The sequence below is a fragment of the Microbacterium sp. SSM24 genome, from assembly GCF_025989145.1.
Taxonomy (GTDB): Bacteria; Actinomycetota; Actinomycetes; order Actinomycetales; family Microbacteriaceae; genus Microbacterium.
Window position 1 is genome coordinate 565536 of sequence record NZ_JAPDNQ010000002.1, and the last position, 23790, is coordinate 589325.

A 23790-nucleotide genomic window follows, 5' to 3' on the forward strand; every position below is an offset into this window, starting at 1 on the left:
CTAGTCCTTGAGGGCGATCTCCGACACGCGGACGTCGAGAAGGAAGTCCAGCGGGAAGTCGCCGAACAGCAGACGACCGGCTGACGCCGCGGCATCCGTCACCGCCTCCGCGACCTGATCTGCCAGGGCTTCGGGTGTGTGCACGATGACCTCGTCGTGAAGGAAGAACGCGAGGTGCGGCCGCGTCGCGAACACGGGGCCCGATCGCGGTGCGGACTGCTCGTCGCCGACGGGAGGCAGCGCTTCGAGCCGTCCGCGCAGGTCGGCGAGCCAGGCCAGCGCCCACTCCGCTGCCGTGCCCTGCACCACGAAATTGCGGGTGAACCGGCCGCGGTCGCGCGCCCATCGCTTCGCGCGCGTCTCCTCCGCGCCCGACGCATCGGCCTCTGTCGCACGGGACTGCGCGGAGAACCACTCGGGCGACGGCCGCGGCGAGGTGCGGCCGAGCCAGGTCGAGACCACCCCGCCGTCCTCCCCCGTGCGGGCCGCGTCGTCGACGAGGCCCATCGCGCGCGGATACGCGCGCCGCAGACGGGGAACGAGGCGCCCCGACTCCCCCGTCGTCGCGCCGTACATCGCGCCGAGCATGGCGATCTTCGCCTCTTGCCGCGTCGCGACGGCACCGCTGTCGACGATGCCGGCGTAGAGGTCGCGTCCTCGCGCCGCATCGGCGAGGGCGATGTCGCTCGACATCGCGGCCAGCACGCGCGGCTCGAGCTGTGCGACGTCGGCGACGACGAGCTTCCATCCGGGATCGGCGCGCACCGCCTCGCGAAGCTGGCGTGGCAGCTGCAGCGCTCCCCCGCCCGAAGAGGCCCACCGCCCGGTGACGACTCCGCCGGGCACATAGACGGGGCGGAACCGCCCCTCGTCGACCCATTCGTCGAGCCAGGCCCATCCGTTGGCCGACAGGAGACGCGAGAGCTTCTTGTACTCGATCAGCGGTTCCACGACCGGATGCTTCTGCTCGGCCAGCTCCCACCTGCTGGTGGATTCGACCAGCACGCCCACGCGGTGAAGCGATCGCAGGAGCTTCTGCTGCGAGTCGAGGCTGGCCGAGGGATCGCCGAGCGCCTCGCGCACTCGACCCGCGGCCGCGGCGAGCCGTGCCGGTTGACCGCCGCCCGGCGGACGCTCGCCGAGGATGTCGACGAGGATGCGGTCGTGTTCGGACGAGTCCCACGGCACTCCCGCCGCCCGCAGCTCCTCCGCGATGAGGGCGCCGGCCGACTCCGCGGCCGTCAGGAGTCGCAGGCGGACCGCGTCGGACGACTCCGCGATCGCGTCACGTTGACGTGTGAACTCGGCGACCACCTCATCGAGGTCGGCAGGAAGTCCCGCCGGCTGATGCGACTCGTCGAGATCGAACAGGGCCGGCGCGGTCGCCGGCGCGGCCTCGTGAGGCGCGGCATCCCATGCAGGCGCATGTCCGACAGCGGCCGACTCGGGCACGAGGGCGGAGTCGCGCAGAATGGCGTGCACCAATCGCAGGTCGTGGCACCGGCCGATGCGCACGCCGTCGGCGAGGAGGGCCGCGTACCATCGCGGCGCGTCGTTCCACACCCACCGCGGAGACCAGCGTGCTTCGCTGTCGGCCACCCAGGACGACAGCGCGGATGCCTCCACCTGCCGCCTGTCGAGCTCGGCGCCGCCGGCGTCCAGGAGCGCCGCATCGATATGCCCACCCGCCCTCCCCAGGGCGATCCAGGCGGGAGGGCTAGGACTGGCCCGCGTCGAGGTCACGTCGGAAGCTCTCTCGAAGGTCCATCGACTCGTTGGCGACGGCATCCGCTCGAGCGTTCTCGGCGCGAGGGACCCACTCGAACGCGACGTCACGCTCGGCGATGAGCGCGCGGGCGCGCCGCGCCTGCGCCTGCATGTCGGGATGCGCGATGCGCCACCGCCCGGACATCTGCTCCACCACGAGACGCGAGTCCATGCGGACGATCACCGAGGCCGCCGGGTCGCGGTCGAATGCCGCCTCGACCCCCGCGATCATTCCCGCGTACTCGGCGACGTTGTTGGTCGCGACGCCCATGTAGACGCCGACCTCCGTCAGCTCGGCACCGCTCGCGGCGTCGACCACCACCGCGCCGCCCGCAGCCACGCCCGGATTGCCGCGGGAACCCCCGTCGGCCTCGACGACGAGGTGCCGGCTCACAGTCCCGAGTCGTAGGTGCGGACCAGGATGCTGCCGCACTCGGGGCAGTACACGACGGCATCCTCCGCAGCCTGGCGAAGGGCGTTGAGGTCGGTGCCCGAGAGCACCATGTTGCAGCCCTCGCACGTGCGGGCGCGGAGGATCGCAGCGCCCGCGCTGCGAACGGCGAGCTTCTCGTACTCGGCGAGGAGATCAGCCGGCACCGAGCCCGCCAGAGCGGCACGATCACGGGTGGCAGCGTCGAACGCGGCCGTCGCCTCGGCGACCACGCGCTTGGCCTCGGCGCTCAGCTCGGCACCCTGCGCATTCGTCTCGGCGATGAGCGCCTCCTGGGCGGCGACCGACGCATCCGCCTGCTCCAGGCGCTCCATCACCTCGAGCTCGGCGTCTTCGAGGTCGGACTTGCGTCGGGCCAAGGACGCCAGCTCGCTCTCGAGGCCCTGCGCCTCCTTGGAGTTGCTCGACGTCGCCAAGCGCCCGGCGTCACGGGCGCTGCGGGCGTCGACGACCGCGACATCCGACTCGATGCGTGACAGCTCGGCGCGAAGGTCGTCACGCGATCCGAGCCGCGCGGTGAGCTCCTGCGACAGCGTCTGGCGCTGCGCCAGCAGCTCCTGGACGCGGGCTGCCTGCGGCGGATTCCTGCGGGCGTGGTCGGCCTGACGGATGCGGGCGTCGAGGCCTGCGACCTCGACGAGGCGGAGCTGGTCTGCGGGGCTGGCGTTCACGACACCAACCTACCCGGGCATCGACGCCCCCGCGCCGCGGGACTAGCATTCAACGACCGGTCCCCACCAGGAAGGCGAGAACAATGAGCGTTCTGCGCACCAAGTCCGTCGAGCAGTCGATCGCCGACACCGATGAACCGGAGTTCCGGCTCAAGAAATCGCTGACTGCTCTCGATCTGACGGTCTTCGGCATCGGAGTCGTGATCGGAGCGGGCATCTTCACGCTGACGGGACGCGCTGCACACGAGGTGGCGGGACCCGCGATCGTCATCAGCTTCGCGGTCGCCGCCATCGCATGCACCCTTGCCGCGCTCTGCTACGCGGAGTTCGCGTCCACCGTGCCGGTGTCGGGATCGGCCTACACCTTCTCGTACTCGTCGCTCGGCGAACTGTTCGCCTGGATCATCGGGTGGGATCTCATCCTCGAGATGTTCCTCGGTGCGAGCGTGGTCGCCCAGGGATGGAGTGCCTACCTCGGCACCCTCATGGAGCAGCTCGGCGCACCGATCCCGAAGGAGATCGGCTACGGCGGAACCGTCGACGTCATGGCGATCGTGCTCGTGGTGGTGCTCGGGGCGCTCATGACCTTCGGGATCAAGGAATCGCTGCGGGTCAACATGGTGCTGGTCGCGGTGAAGCTGTTCATCGTCCTCTTCGTGATCGTCGCCGGCCTGCTGTTCGTCAATCCCGCGAACTGGTCGCCTTTCGTCCCCGAGGCGGTCCCCGCCGAGTCGGAGTCCGGGCTCACGCAGCCGTTGCTCCAGTTCCTCTCGGGGATCGAGCCCACCGCCTTCGGCGTCGGAGGGATCTTCGCCGGTGCCGCGCTGGTCTTCTTCGCCTACATTGGATTCGACGTGGTGGCCACGACCGCCGAGGAGACGAAGAACCCGCAGCGCGACCTGCCGATCGGCATCATCGCGTCTCTGGTCATCTGCACGCTGCTCTACTGCGCCGTCGCCCTCGTCGTCACGGGGATGGTCCCCTACCAGGACCTCGACCCCAACGCGGCGCTCGCGAACGCGTTCGTCTTCCACGGCGCGGACTGGATGGCCGTGCTCATCTCCGCGGGCGCCGTCGCCGGACTCACCACCGTCGTGCTCACGCTGCTCATCGGCGCGACCCGCATCATCTTCGCGATGTCGCGCGATGCGCTGCTCCCCGTGCGCCTCGCGAAGGTGCACCCCCGCTTCCGCACCCCGTGGGTCATCTCGATCGTCGTCACGGCGATCGTCGCGATCGTCGCCGGCTTCACTCCCATCGGAGTGCTGGAGCAGATGGTGAACATCGGCACGCTGTCGGCCTTCGTCCTCGTGTCCGTCGGTGTGATCGTGCTGCGCCGAAAGCGGCCCGACCTCAAGCGCTCGTTCCGCGTGCCCCTCAGCCCGTGGCTGCCCGCGTTGTCGGCTCTCATCTGCATCTACCTGATGCTGAACCTCTCGGTGGAGACCTGGCTGCGCTTCCTCATCTGGCTCGCCGCGGGCTTCGTCATCTACTTCGTCTACTCGCGACGGCACTCCCGCATCGGGCAGCCGGGATACGAGGAGTTCGCGCTGCCGCACGTCGTCTCGCATCAGCGCGACGACACGAGCGGCGACTCGCGAACCTGAACGGTGGGCCCTGCCGGGATCGAACCGACGACATCCACGGTGTAAACGTGGCGCTCTACCAGCTGAGCTAAAGGCCCTCGCCGCCCAGTCTAGGAGGTGCATCCCTGCGGCCCCGGACTGGGTAGGCTGAGAGACGGTGCGTTGTGCACGGCGAACAAAGCCTGCACCGCTTCGGTAGCGAATAGCTGGCACGATCTGCCAGACGACGAAAGGTCATCTGTGACTGTCAACGATCAGGATCCGTACTCGCAGGACCCCCTCGACAGCGATCCCGATGAGACCTCCGAGTGGCAGGAATCCCTGCAGCAGCTCGTGCAGGCCAAGGGCCACGGACGTGGCCGCGAGATCATGCTCAGCCTGCTCCAGACCTCGCACGAGCTTCAGCTGAACGTGCCCCAGGTCCCCACCACGGACTACATCAACACCATCGCGCCCGACAACGAGCCCGAGTTCCCCGGTGACGAGGAGCTCGAGCGGCGCTACCGTCGCTGGCTGCGCTGGAATGCCGCGATCACGGTGCACCGCGCGCAGCGCCCGGGCATCGGCGTCGGCGGCCACATCTCCACCTACGCGTCGTCGGCGTCGCTGTACGAAGTCGGCTTCAACCACTTCTTCCGCGGCCTCGACGACCCGACCGGCGGCGACCAGATCTTCATCCAGGGCCACGCCTCCCCCGGCATCTACGCGCGCTCGTTCCTCGAAGGACGCCTCAGCGAGACGCAGCTCGACGGCTTCCGTCAGGAGAAGTCGAAGGCCCCGGACGGCATCCCGTCGTACCCGCACCCGCGCCTGATGCCGGAGTACTGGCAGTTCCCGACGGTGTCGATGGGCCTCGGTCCGATCAATGCGATCTACCAGGCGATGTCGAACAAGTACCTCACCAACCGCGGGATCAAGGACCTCTCGAACTCCCACGTGTGGGCGTTCCTCGGCGACGGCGAGATGGACGAGGTCGAGAGCCGCGGTCAGCTCCAGGTGGCCGCGAACGAGGGCCTCGACAACCTGACGTTCGTCGTCAACTGCAACCTGCAGCGCCTCGACGGGCCGGTGCGCGGCAACGGCAAGATCATCCAGGAGCTCGAGAGCTTCTTCCGCGGTGCGGGCTGGAACGTCATCAAGGTCGTGTGGGGCAGCGGGTGGGACGAACTGCTCTCGAAGGATGCCGACGGCGCCCTCGTCCACCTGATGAACACGACTCCGGACGGCGATTTCCAGACCTATCGTGCTGAGGACGGCGCGTTCATCCGCGAGCACTTCTTCGGTCGCGATGAGCGCACGGCAGCCCTCGTGAAGGACTGGTCCGACGAGGACATCTGGGGCAAGCTGCGCCGCGGCGGTCTCGACTACCGCAAGGTCTACGCCGCGTACAAGGCCGCGACCGAGCACAAGGGGCAGCCCACCGTCATCCTGGCGAAGACCATCAAGGGCTACGGCCTCGGTCACCACTTCGAGGGCCGCAATGCGACCCACCAGATGAAGAAGATGACGCTGCAGGACCTCAAGTACTTCCGCGACTCGATGCGGATCCCGATCTCGGACGAGCAGCTCGACGAGAACCCGTACCTGCCGCCGTACTACAACCCCGGCCCGCAGGACGAGACGATCCAGTACATGCTGGATCGCCGTCGGTCGCTGGGCGGATTCCTGCCCGAGCGCCGCAGCCACCACGTCGGCCTCCAGCTGCCCGGTGACGACGCGTACGCGCTGCCGAAGAAGGGCTCGGGCACGCAGGAGATCGCCACGACGATGGCGTTCGTGCGCCTGCTGAAGGACCTCCTCCGTGCGAAGGACTTCGGTCACCGCATCGTGCCGATCATCCCCGACGAGGCGCGTACGTTCGGCATGGACGCGTACTTCCCGACCGCGAAGATCTACAACCCGCACGGCCAGAACTACACGTCTGTGGACCGTGAGCTGCTCCTCGCCTACAAGGAGAGCCCGCAGGGACAGATCATCCACGTCGGCATCAACGAGGCGGGCGCTCTCGCGGCGTTCACCGCGGCCGGCACCTCGTACGCGACACACGGCGAGCCGCTGATCCCGGTCTACGTCTTCTACTCGATGTTCGGGTTCCAGCGCACCGGCGACGCCCAGTGGGCCGCCGGCGACCAGATGGCACGCGGATTCATCATCGGCGCCACCGCGGGCCGCACCACGCTGACCGGCGAGGGCCTGCAGCACGCGGACGGCCACTCGCAGCTGCTCGCATCGACGAACCCGGCGACGGTCTCCTACGACCCCGCCTACGGCTACGAGATCGCGCACATCGTCCGCTCGGGAATCGAGCGGATGTACGGCGGGAACCACCCGGACCCCAACGTCATGTACTACCTGACGGTGTACAACGAGCCGCTGGTCATGCCGGCGGAGCCCGAGGGTGTCGACGTCGACGGCATCGTGCGCGGCATCCACCGCATCTCCTCCCCCGAGGGCGACGGGCCGCGTGCCCAGATCCTCGCTTCGGGTGTCGGCGTGCCGTGGGCGCTCGAAGCGCAGCAGCTGCTGCGCGACGACTGGGGCGTGCAGGCCGATGTGTGGTCGGTGACCTCGTGGAACGAGCTGCGCCGCGACGGCCTCGCCGCTGACGAGCACAACTTCCTGCACCCGTCGGACGAGCCGCGCACCGCGTACATCACGCAGAAGCTCGACGGCGCGGCGGGCCCGGTCGTCGCCGTGAGCGACTTCATGCACGCCGTGCAGGACCAGATCCGCCCGTGGGTGCCGAACCGCTTCGTGACGCTCGGAGCCGACGGCTTCGGGTTCTCCGACACGCGCGCGGCCGCACGCCGGTACTTCAAGATCGACGGTCCGTCGATCGTCGTTCGCACGCTCCAGGCCCTCGCGGCCGACGGTGTCGTGGATCGCGGACTCGCAGCCCAGGCCATCGAGAAGTACCGCCTGCACGATGTGACGGCCGGCACGAGCGGAAACGCCGGCGGCGAGAGCTGACCGGAGCGATGCCCGCCCCCGCCTCGATGGACAAGACCGAGACGCTCGCCTGGTTGCGGCGCATCTCGGGCGACCTCGCGACGGCCACCATCAAGCGCCTGGAGGACACGCTCCCCTGGTACGCCGACATGCCGCCGGCGCGGCGGTCGGCGGTGGGACTGGTGGCGCAGGCGGGCATCACCTCGTTCATCTCCTGGTACGAGGATCCGACGTCCACCCCGTGGATCGCGGCCGACATCTTCGCGGTGGCGCCGCGCGAGCTCCTGCGCAGCGTGAGCCTGCAGCAGACGCTCCAGCTCATCCGCGTGACCGTCGAGATCACCGAGGAACGCGTCGCCGGCAAGGGCGAGCACCTGCGGGAGGCGATCCTGCTCTACTCGCGCGACGTCGCCTTCGCCGCCGCCGACGTCTACGCGCGCGCAGCCGAGGCCCGCGGGCTCTGGGATGCCCGCCTCGAGGCCCTCGTCGTCGACTCGATCCTGACGGGAGAGGCCGACGAGGAGCTGCCCAGCCGCATCGCCGCCCTCGGCTGGCACGGTCACGGCGAGGTCGCGGTGCTCGTGGGCACGACACCCCCGCAGTTCGACATCGATCAGCTGCGGCGCACCGCGCGCAAACTGGGTGTCGACGTGCTGATCGGGGTGCAGGGATCGCGTCTCGTGCTCGTGCTGGGTCGCGCCGAGCCTCCCACTCGTCCCGATGACGTCCCTTCCGATCTCCCGTTCACGGAGATCGCCAAGCGCCTCGAACCGGGCTTCGGCCCCGGCTTCCTCGTGCTGGGACCGACCGTTCCCGCACTCGTCGACGCCGGCCAGAGCGCCCGCGCCTCTCTCGCCGGCTTCGCGGTCGCCCGGGCCTGGCGCCACGCCCCGCGCCCTGTCGAGGCTGATGACCTGCTGCCCGAGCGCGCACTCGCGGGCGACCCGCTCGCCAAGCTGACCCTGGTCGATCGCATCTACCGCCCGCTCCAGGCGCACAGCGCCGATCTCGTGACGACGCTGTGGAGCTACCTCGACAACGGCCGTTCGCTCGAGGCGACCGCGCGTGAGCTCTTCGTTCACCCGAACACCGTGCGCTACCGGCTCAAGCGCGTATCCGAGGTGATCGGGTGGGACGCCACGGGTCCCCGTGAGGCGCTCATCCTGCAGACCGCGCTGATCCTGGGATCGATCGGGACGGATGCCACCCGCCGCCGGGCACCGCAGGCACGCCGTTCGGCGCCCTGATCTGTACACCTCGCACAAACGCTCCCGCAATTCTTGTGTCGGGATCGCCAGAACCGGGGGCTCGATCCTTGGCAGGATGGAAAAGTGAGAATCGCCGTCTTCCCTGGGCAGGGCTCGCAGTCCCCCGGATTCCTGTCCCCCTGGCTCGCCCTCGACGGCGCAGCCGACCGGCTTTCGCAGTACTCGGAGTGGTCGGGTGTCGATCTCGTCGCGGCCGGGACCGAATGGGATGCCGAGCAGATCCGCGACACGCAGGTCGCTCAGCCGCTCATCGTCGCGGCCAGTCTGCTGTCGTGGAACGCCCTCCCGACCCGTGACGCCGTCGTCGGTGTCGCAGGCCACTCGGTCGGCGAGTTCGCGGCCGCGGCGGCCGCCGGCATCCTGAGCGAAGAGGACGCGCTGCGCCTCGTCGGCATCCGCGGCCGAGCGATGGCCGAGGCCGCAGCGGCGGAGAAGACCGGCATGAGCGCGGTGATCGGCGGGGACGAGGCATCCGTCGTCTCCCGGCTCGAAGAACTCGGCCTCACGCCCGCCAACTACAACGGCGGCGGACAGCTCGTAGCCGCGGGCGCCCTCGACGCCCTCGCGCAGCTGTCGGCCGAACCGCCGGCCGGCACGCGCGTCATCCCGCTCCAGGTGGCGGGCGCTTTCCACACCCGCTACATGGCGCCGGCCGTCGACACACTGCGCACGGCAGCGACGCAGGTGGCGGCATCCGATCCCCGCGTGACCGTGTGGACCAACCGCGATGGATCGTCCGTGGCATCAGGGAGCGAGTTCGTCGGACTGCTCGTCGAGCAGGTCGCGTCGCCGGTCCGCTGGGACCTGTGCATGGCGGCCTTCTCTTCCGCTGGTGTGTCGGGCATCGTTGAGCTGTCGCCCGCGGGTACGCTCACGGGGCTCGCGAAGCGGGCACTGCGCGGCGTCCCCGCTGTCGCCGTCAAGACTCCCGACGACCTCCCGACGGCAGCCGATCTCCTCGGCTCCGCCGGCGCATGACCGGAGAACCCCGCATGACCCCCACACTCGTCCAGGCCACCGGCGCAGCCCACACGCGCATCTACTCGTACGGGGCTGCCCGCGGTGAGATCGCCGTGCCCAACGACGACCTCGTCGGCCCCATCGACTCGAGCGACGAGTGGATCCGGCAGCGCACCGGCATCGTCACGCGCACGCGCGCCGTCCCCGGGACCGACGCGATCGACCTCGCAACCGACGCTGCCCGAGAGGCGATCGAGCGTTCGGGAGTGGACGCCGCGAAGATCGACGCGGTCATCGTCGCCACCATCAGCAACCCGAAGCAGACCCCTTCGGTGTCGGCGATCGTCGCCGACCGCGTCGGATCCAACCCCGCCGCGGCCTACGACGTGAACGCCGCGTGCGCCGGTTTCGCCTACGGCGTCGCGCAGGCCGACGCGCTCATCCGTGCCGGCGCGGCGAACTACGCACTCGTGATCGGCACCGAGAAGCTCAGCGACGTCGTCGATCCCGCCGACCGCAGCATCTCGTTCCTCCTCGGCGATGGGGCGGGAGCCGTGGTGATCGGTCCGAGCGACACGCCCGGCATCGGACCGACGGTGTGGGGCTCGGACGGCTCGAAGGCCGAGGCGGTGGGCATGAACCACACCCTGACTGACTTCCGCGACGGTCTCGCGCCGTGGCCGACGCTCCGCCAGGAGGGCCCGACGGTCTTCCGCTGGGCGGTGTGGGAGATGGTGAAGGTCGCACGACAGGCGCTCGAGGCCGCCGGGGTCGAAGCATCCGATCTCGCCGCCTTCGTACCTCACCAGGCGAACATGCGCATCATCGACGAGTTCGCCAAGCAGCTGGGCCTGCCCGAGAGCGTCGTGATCGGTCGCGACATCGAGACCACCGGCAACACGTCGGCCGCATCGATCCCGCTCGCGACGCACCGCCTGCTCGAGGAGCATCCGGAGCTCAGCGGCGGGCTCGCGCTTCAGATCGGCTTCGGAGCCGGTCTGGTGTTCGGCGCGCAGGTCGTCGTGCTCCCCTGAGCCGGGCCGAGGCCGACCCTAGACTTGACCCGGACCACCCGGTCCCGCACCCCGAAGAAACAGGAGAAACCATGGCATTCAGCAGCGACGAGGTCCTTGCCGGGCTCGCCGAGCTCATCACCGACGAGACGGGCATCTCGGCCGACGAGGTCGCCCTCGAGAAGTCGTTCACCGACGACCTCGACATCGACTCGATCTCGATGATGACGATCGTCGTGAACGCCGAGGAGAAGTTCGGCGTCACGATTCCCGACGACGAGGTCAAGAACCTCAAGACCGTCGGCGACGCCGTCAGCTACATCACGTCGAACCAGGCGTAGGACCACCCCGGTGGGGGCCTCGGCCCCCACCGGTCAACACTCGAGGACCTTGATCTCATGAGCACACCCCGCATCGTCGTCACCGGCATCGGCGCGTCCACCCCGCTCGGGGGGAACGCACCCGACACCTGGGCGGCCCTCCTGGGAGGGGCGTCGGGCGCCCACACTCTCGAGTACGACTGGGTGGAGGAGTACCAGATCCCGGTCACGTTCGCCGCCGAGGCGCTCGTGCGGCCCGACACCGTGCTCGATCGCCCCGTCGCCAACCGCCTGGACCCGTCCGCGCAGTTCGCGCTCGTCGCGGCTCTCGAGGCATGGGCGGATGCCGGAAGCCCCGAGGTCGACCCGGAGCGGTTCGCCGTGGACTTCGCAACGGGGATCGGCGGTCTGCAGACCACGCTCGCCGCCTGGGACGTCCTCAAGAGCAAGGGTCCGCGCCGCGTCATGCCGATGAGCGTGCCGATGCTGATGCCCAACGCGCCGGCGGCGGCAGTGTCGATGCACCTGGGGGCGCGCGGGTATGCCCGCACGGTCGCGTCCGCGTGCGCCTCGAGCACCGAATCGCTCGTGAACGCGTACGAGGCTCTGAAGGCCGGAGAGGCCGACGTGATCATCGCGGGCGGCTCCGAAGCCGTCATCCATGGACTCACGCTCGCCGCGTTCGCCGCGATGCAGGCGCTCTCCAAGCGCAACGACTCCCCCGAGACCGCCTCGCGGCCGTACAGCGTCGACCGCGACGGCTTCGTGATGGGCGAGGGCGCCGCGTGCCTCGTGCTCGAGACCGAGGAGCACGCCAAGGCCCGTGGCGCGAAGATCTACGCCGAGATCGTCGGCGGTGGCATCACCGCGGACTCGTACCACATCACCGCACCCGAGCCCGAGGGCCTCGGCGCATCGCGCGCCGTCCGGAAGGCGCTCGAGCAGGCCGGCGCGACCCCCGACGAGGTCACGCACATCAATGCCCACGCCACCTCCACACCCACCGGCGACATCGCCGAGTACAAGGCGCTGCGCAGCGTGTTCGGCGAGCGGGTGCACGACATCCCCGTCTCCGCGACGAAGGGGGCGACCGGCCACCTGCTGGGCGGCACCGGCGCCCTCGAGGCGATCTTCACGATCCTCGCGCTGCGCGACCGCGTCGCGCCGCCGACGATCAACATCTCGACGCAGGACCCGGAGATCCCGCTCCGCGTCTCCGGCGAGGTCGTGCCCCTCGGAGACGGCCCGCAGCTCGCGATCAGCAATTCGTTCGGCTTCGGCGGCCACAACGCCGTCGTCGCGATCCGCTCGGTCTGACGCCTCGCGCCAGACGCGAAGACGCCCCCGGGATTCCTCCGGGGGCGTCTGTCGTGTCAGGCGGTGATTCGCGTTCCCGCGGCCCGGGATTCGTCTTCCTCCGAGCCTCGGTAGTGACGCCTCGCCCGCCTGAGCGTGTGCGGGTCAGCCGACCTTGTGCAGCCACACCACGGGCGCGTCGTCGCTCGCGTGGCGGAAGGGCTCGAGCTCTTCGTCCCACGCGGCGCCGAGCGCGACCTGCAGCTCGCGGTGCAGTTCGAGCATGTTGCCGGCGGCGACCTCCATCGCGTACCGGACGCGGTCTTCGCCGATCACGACGTTGCCCGCCGTGTCGGTCTGCGCGTAGTGGATCCCGAGCCCCGGCGTGTGGAGCCAGCGGCCGCCGTCACTGCGCGGTGTCGGATCCTCGCTCACCTCGAAGCGCAGGTGCTCCCAGCCGCGGATCGCGGTCGCCAGCGCTGCACCGGTGCCGGCCGGACCCTCCCAGTAGTGCTCCGTACGGCGTGCACCGTGGAGGACCGGCTGGTCCGCCCAGTCGAAGCTCACCGCCCGCCCCAGGGCTCGGCCGACAGCCCACTCCAGGTGGGGGCACAACGCGCGTGGCGCAGAGTGAATGTAGATCACTCCACGCGCCTGTGGTGTCGCCATGATCTCTCCGTTTCATCAGGTGCGTCTTCCCCAACGACCTGATACGGCGCTCTGGCGATATTCGATTGTGCTGTGGCCATTATCGCCCACGGCGCAGGGGAATGACAAGCGTGTCATTCGGCCTGTCGCGGCATCCGCCTCACGACGAACGCCCCGGCCGAAGGGCCGGGGCGTTCGAAGGATGCGTTGGGTCAGGCCTCGCTCATGACGTCGACCGCCGCCTGGCCCTTGGCTGCGTAGTATGCCGCGCGCGCGGCATCCTTCCGAGCCTGCTCGGCATAGCCGGCCTCGAGCACGTCCTGCGCGACGGGGAAGTTCTCGGTGTGGTTCACGCCGTTGTACTTCTCGATGTACGCGTCGAGCTCGGGGCCGGAGGTCCACGAGGTGATGAGGCAGTAGCGCGGCTCGTCGCCCGTGTGCGTGGCGGCGTGCCAGAGGCGCTGCGTGTCGATGATGAGCTGCGCACCGGCCGGCAGCGCGATGCGCACCTCGCCCTCGGGGTCGGTGCGGTTCTCGCGCAGGACGAAGAAGCTGTCCTTGTCGTCGGTGAGGTTGAAGAATCCGCGCACGACCCACCCGGTGCCGTCCGGGTTGAGACGGTTGTTGTCGTCCTGGTGGAGGTTGTAGAGGCATTCGCCGTACGGGGTCGGCTGCAGTTCGATCACGCGGCAGCGGCCGACGTTGGCGCCGGGCTCCTGCGCGCGGCGCGTGAGGTTCGGCGCCTTCTCGGTCTGCGAGTCGATCCACACGCCGTCCTTGTCGGTGCGCGGCGGCTTGTGGTTCCAGAAGCCGTTGCATTCGATCTCGCCGAACGCGCTCGCGAGAGGGGCGAAGCGCGTGTCGCCCGACGACTTCCAGTCGTTGTACTCGATGTCGAGCCACTCCCGGGGGTCGAGCTCCTGGTTGTAGCGGTCGAGGACGACGTAGCCGGTCTCCTCGAGCGCAGCGGACTTGATGTAACCCATGACGGATTGCCTTTCGGTCAGCGGGCCAGCACGTTTTAACAGGCCCAACTAAGGCAAGCCTACCTTGGAGCCCTGCCGCGCCCCCGAGGCCGGACCGTGAATAACGGATGCCGCCTCCCCTGTCCCGCACGGAGGGTCGATTAGACTCGGGCGCGGCGTGCCCGGCGGCTGTCGACCGCACGTTGACGAGGTTCGAAGGAGCGTGTCCGCGCGATGGTCAGTGCCACCAATGTCGATGCGACCGCGGTCAATACGATCGGCTGGCTCGCCGCAGGGGACGCGACGATCGTGGTGCCCGTCTACCAGCGGCAGTACCGCTGGGACATCGGAGCCTGCGAACAGCTGCTGTCCGACATCCGCGCGGTCTCCGACTCCGACGACCGCCACATGCACTTCATCGGGTCCATCCTCTCGTCCGCGACGGCACGGGAGACAGGTGCCGAGCTCGTGCTCATCGACGGGCAGCAGCGCATCACGACGCTGATGCTGCTGGTCGCCGCCCTGCAGCACACGGTCCGCGAGCACGACGCCGCACTCGCCGCGGACCTCCAGCGGGTCCTGGTGCACCGCGCCTCACCGGAGCGCACGAAGCTGCGACCGCACCGCGCGTGGGCGGGGGTGTTCGAAGCCGTCGTCCTCGACCGACGCAACGGCGACGGCGCACGCGATTCGCGCTTCGACGACAACTACGCGTTCTTCCGCAGCCAGATCAGTGCCGAGGAGGCCCCCCGGATCTGGCGCGGCCTCCAGAAGCTCGAGCACGTCTCGATCACGCTGGGCGCCGGTGCCAACGCGCAGCAGATCTTCGAGAGCCTCAATTCCACCGGCGAGCCGCTGCGCGACCACGAGCTCATCCACAACTACGTCCTGATGGGCCTCTCGCACGCCGAGCAGCAGGAGATCGAGTCCGAGTACTGGCTCCCCATCGAGCAGAACACGGGCGACGCCATCGCCGCGTTCTGGCGTCACTATCTCGTCATGAAGACGGGCCGCGAAGTCGTCGTCACGGGCGGCCGCGGGGTCTATGACACCTTCCGGCAGGTATTTCCCCGGCTGCAGCTCGCCGACCTGCGGCGCCATGCCGCGCAGTGGCGCGAATTCTCCGACATCTACCGGGTCCTGCTCGACCCGGGTCAGGAGCCGGATGCCGCCATCGCGCGACAGCTCGCGTGGCTCGGCACCTTCGGCAGCGGCATGTACCCCCTGGTCCTGCGCCTGTACCGCGACCACGCGCAGGGCGCGCTGGGAACGGACGAGCTCATTCGCACACTCGAGCACGTGCAGGCGCTGCAGCTGCGGCGCGCGATCGTCGGCGTGACCAACGAACGTCTTGTCGCACGGCTCTGCCGGGCGCGCGAGGAGGGCGCGGCTGCGCTGTCCGCCGCGATCGCGCGGATCTCGCCGTCGGATGAGCGCGTGCGCGCCGCGCTCAAGTACTCCGCCCTTCCCCACCCGGCGTACGTGCTGGGGCGCCTCGCGGGGCTGGACTCCCCCGCCGGACTGGACGTGGAGCACATCGTGCCGGCCGCGCCCTCCGACGCGTGGACGGGCGACGGGACGCGCGTGTGGAGCGAATACAGCGAGGACGAGCAGAACAGCCATCGTGCGCTGGCGGACACCCTCGGCAATCTCACGCTCCTCGAGGAGGACCTCGCCATCGCGGCATTCGACGCATCGTTCCCCGAGAAGCGGCGGCTGTACGCGCGGAGTGCCGTCTCCTCCACGCGCGAACTCGCCGCCGTCGAGGCCTGGGGAACGGGCACGATCGCGGAGAGGTCGGCCCGTCTCGCCGAACAGGTCGCCGAACTCTGGGCCCGGCCCGAGACGAGGCTCATCGACGACGACGGCTTGACTCCGGTCCTCGACGCGGTGCGGCGCCGGGGATGGCCGGCCGGATGGCAGCGGGAGTGGGACTACGTCGAGTACCGCGGCGAGCACTGGGAGGTGCCCGACGTGAAGTACCTCTTCAACCGCATCTTCAAGCGGCTCTGGGCGGATTCGCGCGAGGACGTCGTCGCCTACAGCGCCCGTCGCGGCGGACCCGTGTATCCGCAGCAGTCCTGGAACGGGCAGTGGGACCGCCTCGACGACGAGAACTGGCTCTACATGGGGTGGGATTCGAGCTATATGCTCACCGCGGTGCAAGGTGTGCTCGAGCAGGCGGGCATCGCACCGGAGGTCTTCGTCAAGTACTCCTACATCGGCACGGCGATGAAGTGAGCCTCGCGAGCGTTAGGCTCGTCCGGCAGGGGGCGGTGGCCAAGCTGGTCAAGGCAGCGGGCTCATAACCCGACGATCGTGGGTTCAAGTCCCACCCGCCCTACGAGCAGAGGGGGTCGCCGAGCGGCGGCCCCTTCTCTCGTGTCCGGCCTTCACCGTCGGATGGGGTCAGGGACCGAAAGCCGCGGAGGAGCGTGCCAGAATTCTCCTGTGGATGCGATCGGGTGGCTGGTGCTCGTGGCGGTGAGCGTCACCACGGTCGTGCTCATCGCGCTGGCGCCGCGCCTCAAGCGGGAGCAGCTGCGCAAGCAGCTCGACGGCACCGCCGGCGGATCGCTCGCGGGCGTCGGATCCGGATTCGACGCCGTGTGGCGACCGTCCGCCGAAGACGCCCACGCCGACTGGGAGGCAGCGGTCGAGATGCCTGCTCCCGCGCCGACTCCGGGCGACAAGGGACGGATCGAGAACGGCCGGCTCGTCATCCGCGTGGACGACGGCGACGCGTCAGCGTGAACCGGGGCCGTCTGCCTTGTTCTTGAGCGGGGGGTCCGGCCAGACCTTGGCGACCGCCTCGGTCACGCGGATGGATCCGGTCATGGGCTGAGTGCTGTCTGCACCGGGTTCGCTGCCGCGCTTGATCGGCATCTCCTGGCTGTCGCTGAGGATCTGCGGATGGTACCGAGCGAGCTGATAGACGCCCCAGACCGCGACCGCGCCGACCGCGGTGAAGGCGAAGTAGACCCAGACCGGAGCTCCGCTCGCCTCGCCGAGGATCGTCAGGCCGATGACCACGGCCACGATCGGATCGATGACCGTGAGCCCGGCGATCACGAGATCGGGGGGACCCGACGCGTAGGCGGTCTGCACGAAGTACGCGCCGATGGTGGCGCCCAGGATCAGAGCCACGACGCAGGTGACGGTGAGCCACTCGAAGTCGCCCGTCTTGATGCGCTCGATGATCACCTTCGCGAGGGTGGCCACGAAGCCGTACATGACACCGGCGGCGGAGATGTAGAAGAGCGCGCCGATCCGCTTGCGCCGCCACAGCCACAGTCCGCCGAGCACGAGGGTCACGACCGCGAAGATGATGAGGATCGTGATGACCTGCGCGTTGGTGACCGGCTTCTCGGTGGCGAAGAGCGCGGCGATCGTGACGAACACGAAGATCCCGCCGACGCACGCCGCGATCGCGATCAGCGACCGCTTGGTCGGACGGTGCCCGCTGATCTGCGCGTTGAGCAATGTGGTGATGACGAGGGCGATCGCTCCGAGCGGCTGCACGACGATCAGCGGCGCGACCGCGAGTGCCGACAGCTGGCACACGATCGCCAGACCCAGCATGACCGTCCCGACCACCCACGACGGCCGCGACAGCAGCTTCAGGAGGTGATGGAGGTTGAGGCCGCCGCTGCTCGACCCGGACATCTTCTCGACCTTGGTCACGCCCCGGTGCTGGTATTGCGCGCCGAACGACATGAAGACGGCGCCGAGGAGGGCCAGCGGGATGCCGTAGAGAAGGGCCGGGTTCTGGAACGCGCCGACCAGCTGGTCGCCCACGTCCTGGAGTTCGTCCGCCATCCACACCACACGTCGACACTAGCCGCCGTCGCCGCTCGGTAGGCTCAAGGCGTGGCCGTTCTGCCGATTCGCATCATGGGTGACCCCGTCCTCCACGCCCCGGCGGGCGTGATCGAGGAGATCACGGACGAGATCCGTGCGCTCGTCGCGGACATGTTCGAGACGATGGATGCCGCGCCCGGCGTGGGCCTCGCGGGTCCCCAGGTCGGCGTGCCGCTCCGCCTCTTCACCTACTCCTATTCGGACGACGACGGTGCACCCTGGCGCGGCGTCATCATCAATCCCGAGCTATGGCAGCGCCCGCTCGATCCGGGTGAGCCCGACGAAGACGAGGAGTCCGAGGGCTGTCTGTCGTTCCCCGGCGAGAGGTTTCCGCTGCGCCGCTCCGACGAGGTGCTCGTGACGGGCACCGACCTCGAGGGCGAGCCCGTCCGCATCCGGGTCGACGGTTGGCGCGCGCGCATCATGCAGCACGAGTTCGACCACCTCGACGGCATCCTGTACGTCGACCGGCTCGGTGACGGCGACTGGAAGACCGCGCAGAAGATCGCGCGCAAGCGCGGCTGGGGCCGCCCCGGGCAGTCGTGGATGCCGGGCGTCGACGATATCGACGCCTGACGCGCCCGCAGTTCGTCAGCGCCCGCGGGCATGAAGAAGGCCCCGAGGGTGGAGCCCCGAGGCCTTCGCTCCCCCACTTGGACTCGAACCAAGAACCTACCGGTTAACAGCCGATTGCTCTGCCAATTGAGCTATGGAGGAATACTGCTCGCTCGCGCGGGCAACCACACCATCTTAGCAAATGATGAGGTGTGCTCGTGACGTCATGAGGCGATCAGCCGGTGGTCGGCCTCGCCGCTGGGCGTCCACAGCAGATCCTTCGTGCCGTGCCCGTAGGCGATCGCGTGGCCGCCGCGGAGCACCAGCACGTCGGCGTCGAGCTCGCGCACGACCTCGGCTTCATTGGTCACCACGAGCGTCGTCATGCCGTACTCCGCGCGGCGGCGCAGGATCGCCTCGCGCGCGGCGCGGCGCACCTCGACATCCATGTTCGAGAACGGCTCGTCGCCGATGAACAGGCGCGGCTGCAGCACCAGTGCCCGGGCGAAGGCCACGCGCTGCCGCATCCCCGCGCTCAGCTCGTACGGGTACTTCGCCGCTGCGCCGAGGGGCAGCATGAGCTCGTCGAGAAGGGTCGCCACCCGCACGGAGAGGGCCCGCTGGTTCACGCGCCGATCACGGCCCGTGATGGGTTCGCCGATGACCTCCGACACGGTGAGCCGCGCGGGAAGCGCTGCGCCGGCGGCCTGCGGAAGGAACCCCGTCATGTACGTGAGCTGGCGGATGCCGCGACCGGGCCGCCGCACCCGGATGCCCTCGACGAGCGCGTCGCCGCCGACGACGGCGAGCCCGTCGTCGGTGGAGCCGGCGAGCACCGACACGAGGCTCGACTTGCCCGAACCGGTCGGACCCATCACCGCCAGCGTGCCGGCGTGCGGGAGGGTGAACGACACGCCGTCGACCACGCGCTGCGCGGGACCGCCGCGCCCTGCACGGGCGATCGAGAGATCGCTCGACCGGATGGCGACGTCGGCTTCTCGGCGTCGAGTCATGGCTTCATCCTGCCCTGTCGCGCAGAGCGACGCCAGCCGAGGACGCGGGCTCAGACCTCGGTAGCCAGCTGCTGACGCTGCGCGTCCAGTTCGCGCAGCCTGAGACGGATCTCACGCCCTTCCTCGGACGCCGCAGGCACGCGCTGGATCGCTCCGAGAAGCTCGTTCTTCTGGGCATCGAGCCCGCGGATCACGAGCCGGCGCGCGAGATCGGTGGTCGACGACACCGCTGCCGCGTCGTCCAGCGCGGGGAAGTCGGCGGCCAGCAGCTGGCCGCCGAGGGCGCGATACGGCTCCCGGACCGTGCCGATCGCATCGACGGCCCAGCCCGGTCGCGCCATGCCCGTCGCGTGCTGCTGGACGGCGGTGCGCACCGCGTCGAGGGCCGGATGCCGGAACGGCAGCTCCAGCGCGCGAGAGACGAGCGGCGCGTCCAGCCGGTGACCGAACTGCAGTAGGCCCATCAGCGCGTCGCGCTCGAGGGTGACCTCCGCCGTGCGGGGCAGCGACGTGAGCGTGACGCGGACCACCGGCTCGCCCTCGCGGTCCGCCGCCGGGGGCGCGGCATCCGGAGCCTGTTCGCGCCGCGAGCCGCTGCGGCCCGCACGCTCGACCTCCCGTCGCACGTCCTCCGTGTCCATTCCGAGTCGCCGCGCGAGCACGCGCACATACTCGGGCTGCAGAAGTGCGTCTCGCAGCTCTGCGACCACCGGGGCGGCCGCGCGGAGCGCGCCGACGCGTCCTTCGACGGACGCGAGGTCGAAGCCGGCGATGCGCTGGTCGAGCACGAACTCGACCATCGGCGCTTTCGTCTCCATGAGGCCGCGCACGGCGGCGTCGCCGCGGTGCAGGCGGAGGTCGCACGGGTCGAGGCCCTCGGGACCCGTTGCGACGTAGGTCTGCGCGTTGAACCGCTTCGCATCGGCGAACGCGCGCAGCGCGGCCTTCTGGCCCGCGGCATCCGGGTCGAAGGTGAAGACGACCTCGCCGGCGGTGGAGTCGTCACCCATCACCCGGCGAAGCACCGTGATGTGGTCCGAGCCGAACGCCGTGCCGCACGTCGCGATCGCCGTCGTGATGCCCGCGAGGTGACAGGCCATCACGTCGGTGTAGCCCTCGACGACCACGACGCGGTGCTCGCGCGAGATGTCGCGCTTGGCCAGATCGAGCCCGTACAGCACCTGGGCCTTCTTGTAGATCGTGGTCTCGGGGGTGTTGAGGTACTTGGGTCCCTTGTCGTCCTCGAAGAGACGCCGGGCGCCGAAGCCGATGACCTGTCCGGTGACGTCGCGGATCGGCCACACGACCCGTCCACGGAATCGGTCGTAGACGCCGCGCTGTCCCTGCGAGACGAGCCCCGAGTTGGTGAGCTCCTCATCGGTGAAGCCCTTCGCGCGGAGGGCGTCGCGCATGCCCTCCCAGCCCTTGGGGGCGTAGCCCACGCCGAAGTGGGCGGCCGCGCCGGCGTCGAAGCCGCGCTCCCCGAGGAAGCGGCGCGCGATGTCGGCCTCACCCGTGGCGAGCTGGCCCCGGAAGAACTCGGCGGCGGCGGCGTTGGCGGCGTAGAGACGCGTACGACCGGTGTGCTCCGGCGCCGCTCCGCCATCCTCGTAGTGCAGGGTGAAGCCGATGCGGCCGGCAAGGCGCTCGACGGCCTCGGTGAACGAGACGTGGTCCATCTTCGTCAGGAACGAGTAGACGTCGCCGGACTCGCCGCATCCGAAGCAGTGGTAGAAGCCCGCCTGCGGGCGCACGTTGAAGCTCGGGCTGCGCTCGTCGTGGAAGGGGCACAACCCCTTCATGGCGCCGACTCCCGCGTTCTTGAGCGCGACGCGCTCGCCGATGATGTCGGCGATGTTGGTGCGCGCCTTCACCTCTTCGACGTCGGCCTGGCGGATGCGCCCCGCCATCAGCGCGCCCCCGTCCCGCGGGCACCCGGGGACCAGATTCCGAGGGACGCGGCATCCAATTCGCCCACGAGCCTGCCGTGCCACGCGATCGCGACCTGATCGGTGAGGCTTGCCACCTGATCGACGACGACGCGTCGGCGCGCCGCGTAGGTCTGGGCGGAGCCGAAGTCCTCGGCATGGAGCGCGTCGAGGGCCTCGGGCTGCTCCCACAGGGCCGTCGCGAGCCGCTTGAGCACCTTGCGCTGCTCCTTGTAGAGCTCTTTGCGTCCGTCGATCGATACGACGACGGCACCGATGATGCCCTTGAGGACGGCCATCTCGGCCTCGACCACCCGCGGCACCACCACGTGCGCACGATACCGGGTGAGCACCGACATCCCGTAGGCGTCGCGCGTCGCGGTGGTCGCCGCCCGGGCGAACCGCCCGATGAGGTCGGATGTGAGGTTCTTCAAGCGGGCCAGCGAGGCGCGCGTTCCGTCGAACGCCGTGATCCATTCGGGCATGCGCATCAGGCGATAGAGGGCATCCTCGAGCTCGTCGCGGGCGAAGTCGAAGCCGACCCAGGACTGTATCGCCGTGAGCAGCGCCTGGTGCTCGGCCGGATCGGCCAGGCGCGCGGGATCGAGATAGCCGTTGACCACCGCGTCTTCGAAGTCGTGCACCGAGTAGGCGATGTCGTCGGAGAGGTCCATCACCTCGGCCTCGATGCAGCGCACCCGCCCCGGCGCACCTGCCCGCATCCAGCGGAAGACGTCTTCGTCGTCGGGATAGACGCCGAACTTGAGACGGCCACCGGGATCCGGCAGCGGATGCTCCGCCGTCCACGGGTATTTGCACGTCGCGTCGAGGCTCGCGCGGGTGAGGTTCAGGCCGAACGTGCGCCCGGCGTCGTCGACGATCTTGGGCTCCAATCGCGTGACGATCCGCAGCGTCTGGGCGTTGCCCTCGAACCCGCCGATGTCGTCCGCCCACTCGTTCATGGCGCGCTCGCCGTTGTGCCCGAACGGCGGGTGGCCGAGGTCGTGGCTGAGGCAGGCGGTGTCGACGACGTCAGGAGCGAGCAGGAGCGCCGTCGCCAGCTCGCGCCCGACCTGGGCGACCTCGAGCGAGTGCGTCAGCCGGTTGCGCGCGAAGTCCGCCGGGCTCGCCGGGCTCAGAACCTGGGTCTTGGCGGCCAGTCGGCGCAGCGCCGCGGAGTGGAGCACACGCGCACGGTCCCGCGCGAAGTCGTCGCGCTGCGACCGGTGCCGCTCGGGGTGGAAGCGCGCGGCATCCGCATCGTCGTAGCCGGACGGACGCTCCGACGCGATGCCGATCGCGACGGCGCCGTCACCCGCCACTGTGGTCGAGCTCCGCTTCGGCGAGGGCGCAGGATGCTTCGGCACCAAGGTCACGCGAGTCCAGCCACCCCTCGGGGAGGGCCGGCCGCTTGGGGGTTCCGGCGCGTCCGCGCTGGCCCTCGGCCGCGGCACCCGGATACGGGGCGGCGAGGTCGAGGGTCGCGAGCATGTCGTCGATCTCGGCCAGGCTCGACACTGTCGCGAGGCGCGCACGGATGTCACCACCCACCGGGTACCCCTTGAAGTACCAGGCGACGTGCTTGCGGATGTCGCGGCATCCGCGGTCCTCGTCCTCGAAGAACTCCACGAGGAGCTCGGCGTGCCGACGGAACGCGCGGGCGACGAAATCCAGGGTCGCGTCGACGGGGGCACCGGATGCCGCGTCCGGCCCGCCGAGCTCGCGTGCGAGATCTCCGAACAGCCAGGGGCGGCCGAGGCATCCGCGACCGACGACGACCCCGTCGCAGCCGGTCTCCGCCATCATGCGCGCCGCATCGGCGGCCGACCAGATGTCGCCGTTGCCGAGCACGGGGACGCTCGTCACCGCCTGCTTGAGGGCGGCGATCGCCGACCAGTCCGCTTCGCCCGAGTAGAACTCGGCGGCCGTGCGTGCATGGAGCGCCACCGCCGCCACACCGGCGTCCTCGGCGATGCGGCCGGCATCCAGGTAGGTGAGGTGATCGCCGTCGATGCCCTTGCGCATCTTCACCGTCAGCGGCACGTCGCCCGCCGCACGCGCGGCGCGCGTCACGATCTCGCGGAAGAGGCCGAGCTTCCACGGCAGCGCCGCGCCGCCGCCCTTGCGCGTCACCTTGGGAACGGGGCATCCGAAGTTCAGGTCGATGTGATCGGCGCGGTCCTCTTCGACCAGCAGGCGCACCGCGGCCTCGGTGGTCGCGGGATCGACGCCGTAGAGCTGGATCGAGCGCGGCTTCTCGGACTCGTGGTGCGTGATGAGACGCATCGTGGTCGCGTTGCGTTCGACGAGCGCACGGGTCGTGATCATCTCACTCACGTAGAGCCCGGCACCGTATTCGCGGCACAGCCGGCGGAACGCGGTGTTGGTGATCCCCGCCATGGGCGCGAGCACGACGGGCGCGTCGAGCTGGATGGGCCCGATGCGCAGAGTGCGCGCGGGAGCGAGGGCAGTGGTCACGTCGTCCATTCTCCCAGACTCCCGCTGGGCGAGCGCAGTGTGATCCCCGCCTGTGGAGCCG

General features: G+C 69.7%; 20 protein-coding genes and 3 tRNA genes. 11 read left to right on the forward strand and 12 right to left on the reverse strand.

What is annotated here, in order from left to right; genetic code table 11:
• Genes OL358_RS14630 through OL358_RS14640 form a run of 3 tightly spaced genes read right to left on the reverse strand, consistent with a single transcriptional unit; the run spans position 1 to position 2889 of the window.
• Complete coding sequence (locus tag OL358_RS14630) at positions 1–1743, reverse strand: bifunctional 3'-5' exonuclease/DNA polymerase (RefSeq protein WP_264710795.1); 1743 nt, start codon at positions 1741–1743, stop codon at positions 1–3.
• A complete protein-coding gene (locus OL358_RS14635; protein WP_264710796.1) occupies positions 1718–2161 on the reverse strand; it encodes a reverse transcriptase-like protein in 444 nt (147 codons plus the stop codon). Before OL358_RS14635 ends, OL358_RS14630 begins: the two co-directional genes overlap by 26 nt.
• On the reverse strand, positions 2158–2889 hold the full coding sequence (locus tag OL358_RS14640) for a zinc ribbon domain-containing protein (protein WP_264710797.1): 732 nt from the start codon (positions 2887–2889) through the stop codon (positions 2158–2160). Before OL358_RS14640 ends, OL358_RS14635 begins: the two co-directional genes overlap by 4 nt.
• A gap of 83 nt (positions 2890–2972) precedes the next feature.
• Here OL358_RS14640 and OL358_RS14645 point away from each other — a divergent pair, with 83 nt between their 5' ends.
• Positions 2973–4496: an amino acid permease gene (locus tag OL358_RS14645; RefSeq protein WP_264710798.1), complete on the forward strand. Its 1524-nt coding sequence runs from the start codon at positions 2973–2975 to the stop codon at positions 4494–4496.
• A gap of 4 nt (positions 4497–4500) precedes the next feature.
• Here OL358_RS14645 and OL358_RS14650 read toward each other — a convergent pair.
• A tRNA-Val gene (locus OL358_RS14650) sits at positions 4501–4573 on the reverse strand.
• A 142-nt stretch (positions 4574–4715) separates the two neighbouring features.
• Between OL358_RS14650 and aceE the strand changes: the two genes are divergently transcribed.
• The 6 genes from aceE (at position 4716) to OL358_RS14680 (ending at position 12302) form a co-directional block, all read left to right on the forward strand.
• Positions 4716–7445 carry a pyruvate dehydrogenase (acetyl-transferring), homodimeric type gene (gene aceE / locus OL358_RS14655; protein ID WP_264710799.1) on the forward strand — a complete coding sequence of 910 codons (2730 nt, stop codon included), beginning with the start codon at positions 4716–4718 and terminating at the stop codon, positions 7443–7445.
• A gap of 8 nt (positions 7446–7453) precedes the next feature.
• Positions 7454–8671 carry a PucR family transcriptional regulator gene (locus OL358_RS14660; RefSeq protein ID WP_264710800.1) on the forward strand — a complete coding sequence of 406 codons (1218 nt, stop codon included), beginning with the start codon at positions 7454–7456 and terminating at the stop codon, positions 8669–8671.
• A gap of 84 nt (positions 8672–8755) precedes the next feature.
• Entirely contained in the window at positions 8756–9670 is a 915-nt protein-coding gene (locus OL358_RS14665) for an ACP S-malonyltransferase (protein ID WP_264710801.1), read from the forward strand.
• Positions 9671–9684: 14 nt separating this feature from the next.
• Complete coding sequence (locus OL358_RS14670) at positions 9685–10686, forward strand: beta-ketoacyl-ACP synthase III (protein ID WP_264710802.1); 1002 nt, start codon at positions 9685–9687, stop codon at positions 10684–10686.
• A 71-nt stretch (positions 10687–10757) separates the two neighbouring features.
• Complete coding sequence (locus tag OL358_RS14675) at positions 10758–11006, forward strand: acyl carrier protein (RefSeq protein WP_214466933.1); 249 nt, start codon at positions 10758–10760, stop codon at positions 11004–11006.
• Positions 11007–11063: 57 nt separating this feature from the next.
• A complete protein-coding gene (locus OL358_RS14680) occupies positions 11064–12302 on the forward strand; it encodes a beta-ketoacyl-[acyl-carrier-protein] synthase family protein (RefSeq protein WP_264710803.1) in 1239 nt (412 codons plus the stop codon).
• A 144-nt stretch (positions 12303–12446) separates the two neighbouring features.
• On the opposite strand, the gene OL358_RS14685 is transcribed toward OL358_RS14680, so the two are convergent.
• Entirely contained in the window at positions 12447–12950 is a 504-nt protein-coding gene (locus tag OL358_RS14685; protein WP_264710804.1) for a DUF3145 domain-containing protein, read from the reverse strand.
• A 191-nt stretch (positions 12951–13141) separates the two neighbouring features.
• On the reverse strand, positions 13142–13915 hold the full coding sequence (locus OL358_RS14690) for a hypothetical protein (protein WP_264710805.1): 774 nt from the start codon (positions 13913–13915) through the stop codon (positions 13142–13144).
• A gap of 213 nt (positions 13916–14128) precedes the next feature.
• Between OL358_RS14690 and OL358_RS14695 the strand changes: the two genes are divergently transcribed.
• The 3 genes from OL358_RS14695 (at position 14129) to OL358_RS14705 (ending at position 16648) form a co-directional block, all read left to right on the forward strand.
• Positions 14129–16135 (forward strand): DUF262 domain-containing protein, encoded by a 2007-nt coding sequence (locus tag OL358_RS14695; protein ID WP_264710806.1) that lies wholly within the window; start codon positions 14129–14131, stop codon positions 16133–16135.
• A gap of 29 nt (positions 16136–16164) precedes the next feature.
• Positions 16165–16238, forward strand: a tRNA-Ile gene (locus OL358_RS14700).
• A 107-nt stretch (positions 16239–16345) separates the two neighbouring features.
• The gene (locus OL358_RS14705; RefSeq protein ID WP_264710807.1) at positions 16346–16648 is read left to right on the forward strand and encodes a hypothetical protein; all 303 of its coding nucleotides are present in this window, start codon (positions 16346–16348) and stop codon (positions 16646–16648) included.
• On the opposite strand, the gene OL358_RS14710 is transcribed toward OL358_RS14705, so the two are convergent.
• A complete protein-coding gene (locus OL358_RS14710) occupies positions 16640–17713 on the reverse strand; it encodes a DMT family transporter (protein ID WP_264710808.1) in 1074 nt (357 codons plus the stop codon). The two genes, OL358_RS14705 and OL358_RS14710, sit on opposite strands and share 9 nt — an antisense overlap.
• A 51-nt stretch (positions 17714–17764) precedes the next feature.
• On the opposite strand from OL358_RS14710, the gene def reads away from it, so the two are divergent.
• The gene (def, locus tag OL358_RS14715; RefSeq protein ID WP_264710809.1) at positions 17765–18331 is read left to right on the forward strand and encodes a peptide deformylase; all 567 of its coding nucleotides are present in this window, start codon (positions 17765–17767) and stop codon (positions 18329–18331) included.
• 68 nt (positions 18332–18399) lie between these two features.
• Here def and OL358_RS14720 read toward each other — a convergent pair.
• The 5 genes from OL358_RS14720 to dusB all read right to left on the reverse strand — a co-directional run bounded on the left by OL358_RS14720 (position 18400) and on the right by dusB (position 23738).
• Positions 18400–18472: transfer RNA gene (locus tag OL358_RS14720), tRNA-Asn, on the reverse strand.
• Positions 18473–18534: 62 nt separating this feature from the next.
• Positions 18535–19323 carry an ATP-binding cassette domain-containing protein gene (locus OL358_RS14725; protein WP_264710810.1) on the reverse strand — a complete coding sequence of 263 codons (789 nt, stop codon included), beginning with the start codon at positions 19321–19323 and terminating at the stop codon, positions 18535–18537.
• A gap of 50 nt (positions 19324–19373) precedes the next feature.
• The gene (gene dnaG / locus OL358_RS14730) at positions 19374–21233 is read right to left on the reverse strand and encodes a DNA primase (protein ID WP_264710811.1); all 1860 of its coding nucleotides are present in this window, start codon (positions 21231–21233) and stop codon (positions 19374–19376) included.
• Positions 21233–22573 carry a deoxyguanosinetriphosphate triphosphohydrolase gene (locus OL358_RS14735; protein WP_264711030.1) on the reverse strand — a complete coding sequence of 447 codons (1341 nt, stop codon included), beginning with the start codon at positions 22571–22573 and terminating at the stop codon, positions 21233–21235. Before OL358_RS14735 ends, dnaG begins: the two co-directional genes overlap by 1 nt.
• Complete coding sequence (dusB, locus tag OL358_RS14740; protein ID WP_264710812.1) at positions 22563–23738, reverse strand: tRNA dihydrouridine synthase DusB; 1176 nt, start codon at positions 23736–23738, stop codon at positions 22563–22565. The genes OL358_RS14735 and dusB overlap by 11 nt, the downstream gene beginning before the upstream one ends.
• Between the last annotated feature and the right edge of the window lie 52 nt (positions 23739–23790).

What these genes read in the sequence shown, in the direction of transcription:
- OL358_RS14645 (WP_264710798.1), top strand. Translation starts at nt 2,973, where the DNA reads ATGAGCGTTCTGCGCACCAAGTCCGTCGAGCAGTCGATCGCCGACACC.
- OL358_RS14660 (WP_264710800.1), top strand. Translation starts at nt 7,454, where the DNA reads ATGCCCGCCCCCGCCTCGATGGACAAGACCGAGACGCTCGCCTGGTTG.
- OL358_RS14670 (WP_264710802.1), top strand. Translation starts at nt 9,685, where the DNA reads ATGACCCCCACACTCGTCCAGGCCACCGGCGCAGCCCACACGCGCATC.
- OL358_RS14675 (WP_214466933.1), top strand. Translation starts at nt 10,758, where the DNA reads ATGGCATTCAGCAGCGACGAGGTCCTTGCCGGGCTCGCCGAGCTCATC.
- OL358_RS14680 (WP_264710803.1), top strand. Translation starts at nt 11,064, where the DNA reads ATGAGCACACCCCGCATCGTCGTCACCGGCATCGGCGCGTCCACCCCG.
- OL358_RS14685 (WP_264710804.1), bottom strand. Translation starts at nt 12,950, where the DNA reads ATGGCGACACCACAGGCGCGTGGAGTGATCTACATTCACTCTGCGCCA.
- OL358_RS14690 (WP_264710805.1), bottom strand. Translation starts at nt 13,915, where the DNA reads ATGGGTTACATCAAGTCCGCTGCGCTCGAGGAGACCGGCTACGTCGTC.
- OL358_RS14695 (WP_264710806.1), top strand. Translation starts at nt 14,129, where the DNA reads ATGGTCAGTGCCACCAATGTCGATGCGACCGCGGTCAATACGATCGGC.
- OL358_RS14710 (WP_264710808.1), bottom strand. Translation starts at nt 17,713, where the DNA reads ATGGCGGACGAACTCCAGGACGTGGGCGACCAGCTGGTCGGCGCGTTC.
- OL358_RS14725 (WP_264710810.1), bottom strand. Translation starts at nt 19,323, where the DNA reads ATGACTCGACGCCGAGAAGCCGACGTCGCCATCCGGTCGAGCGATCTC.
- dnaG (WP_264710811.1), bottom strand. Translation starts at nt 21,233, where the DNA reads ATGGCGGGGCGCATCCGCCAGGCCGACGTCGAAGAGGTGAAGGCGCGC.
- dusB (WP_264710812.1), bottom strand. Translation starts at nt 23,738, where the DNA reads ATGGACGACGTGACCACTGCCCTCGCTCCCGCGCGCACTCTGCGCATC.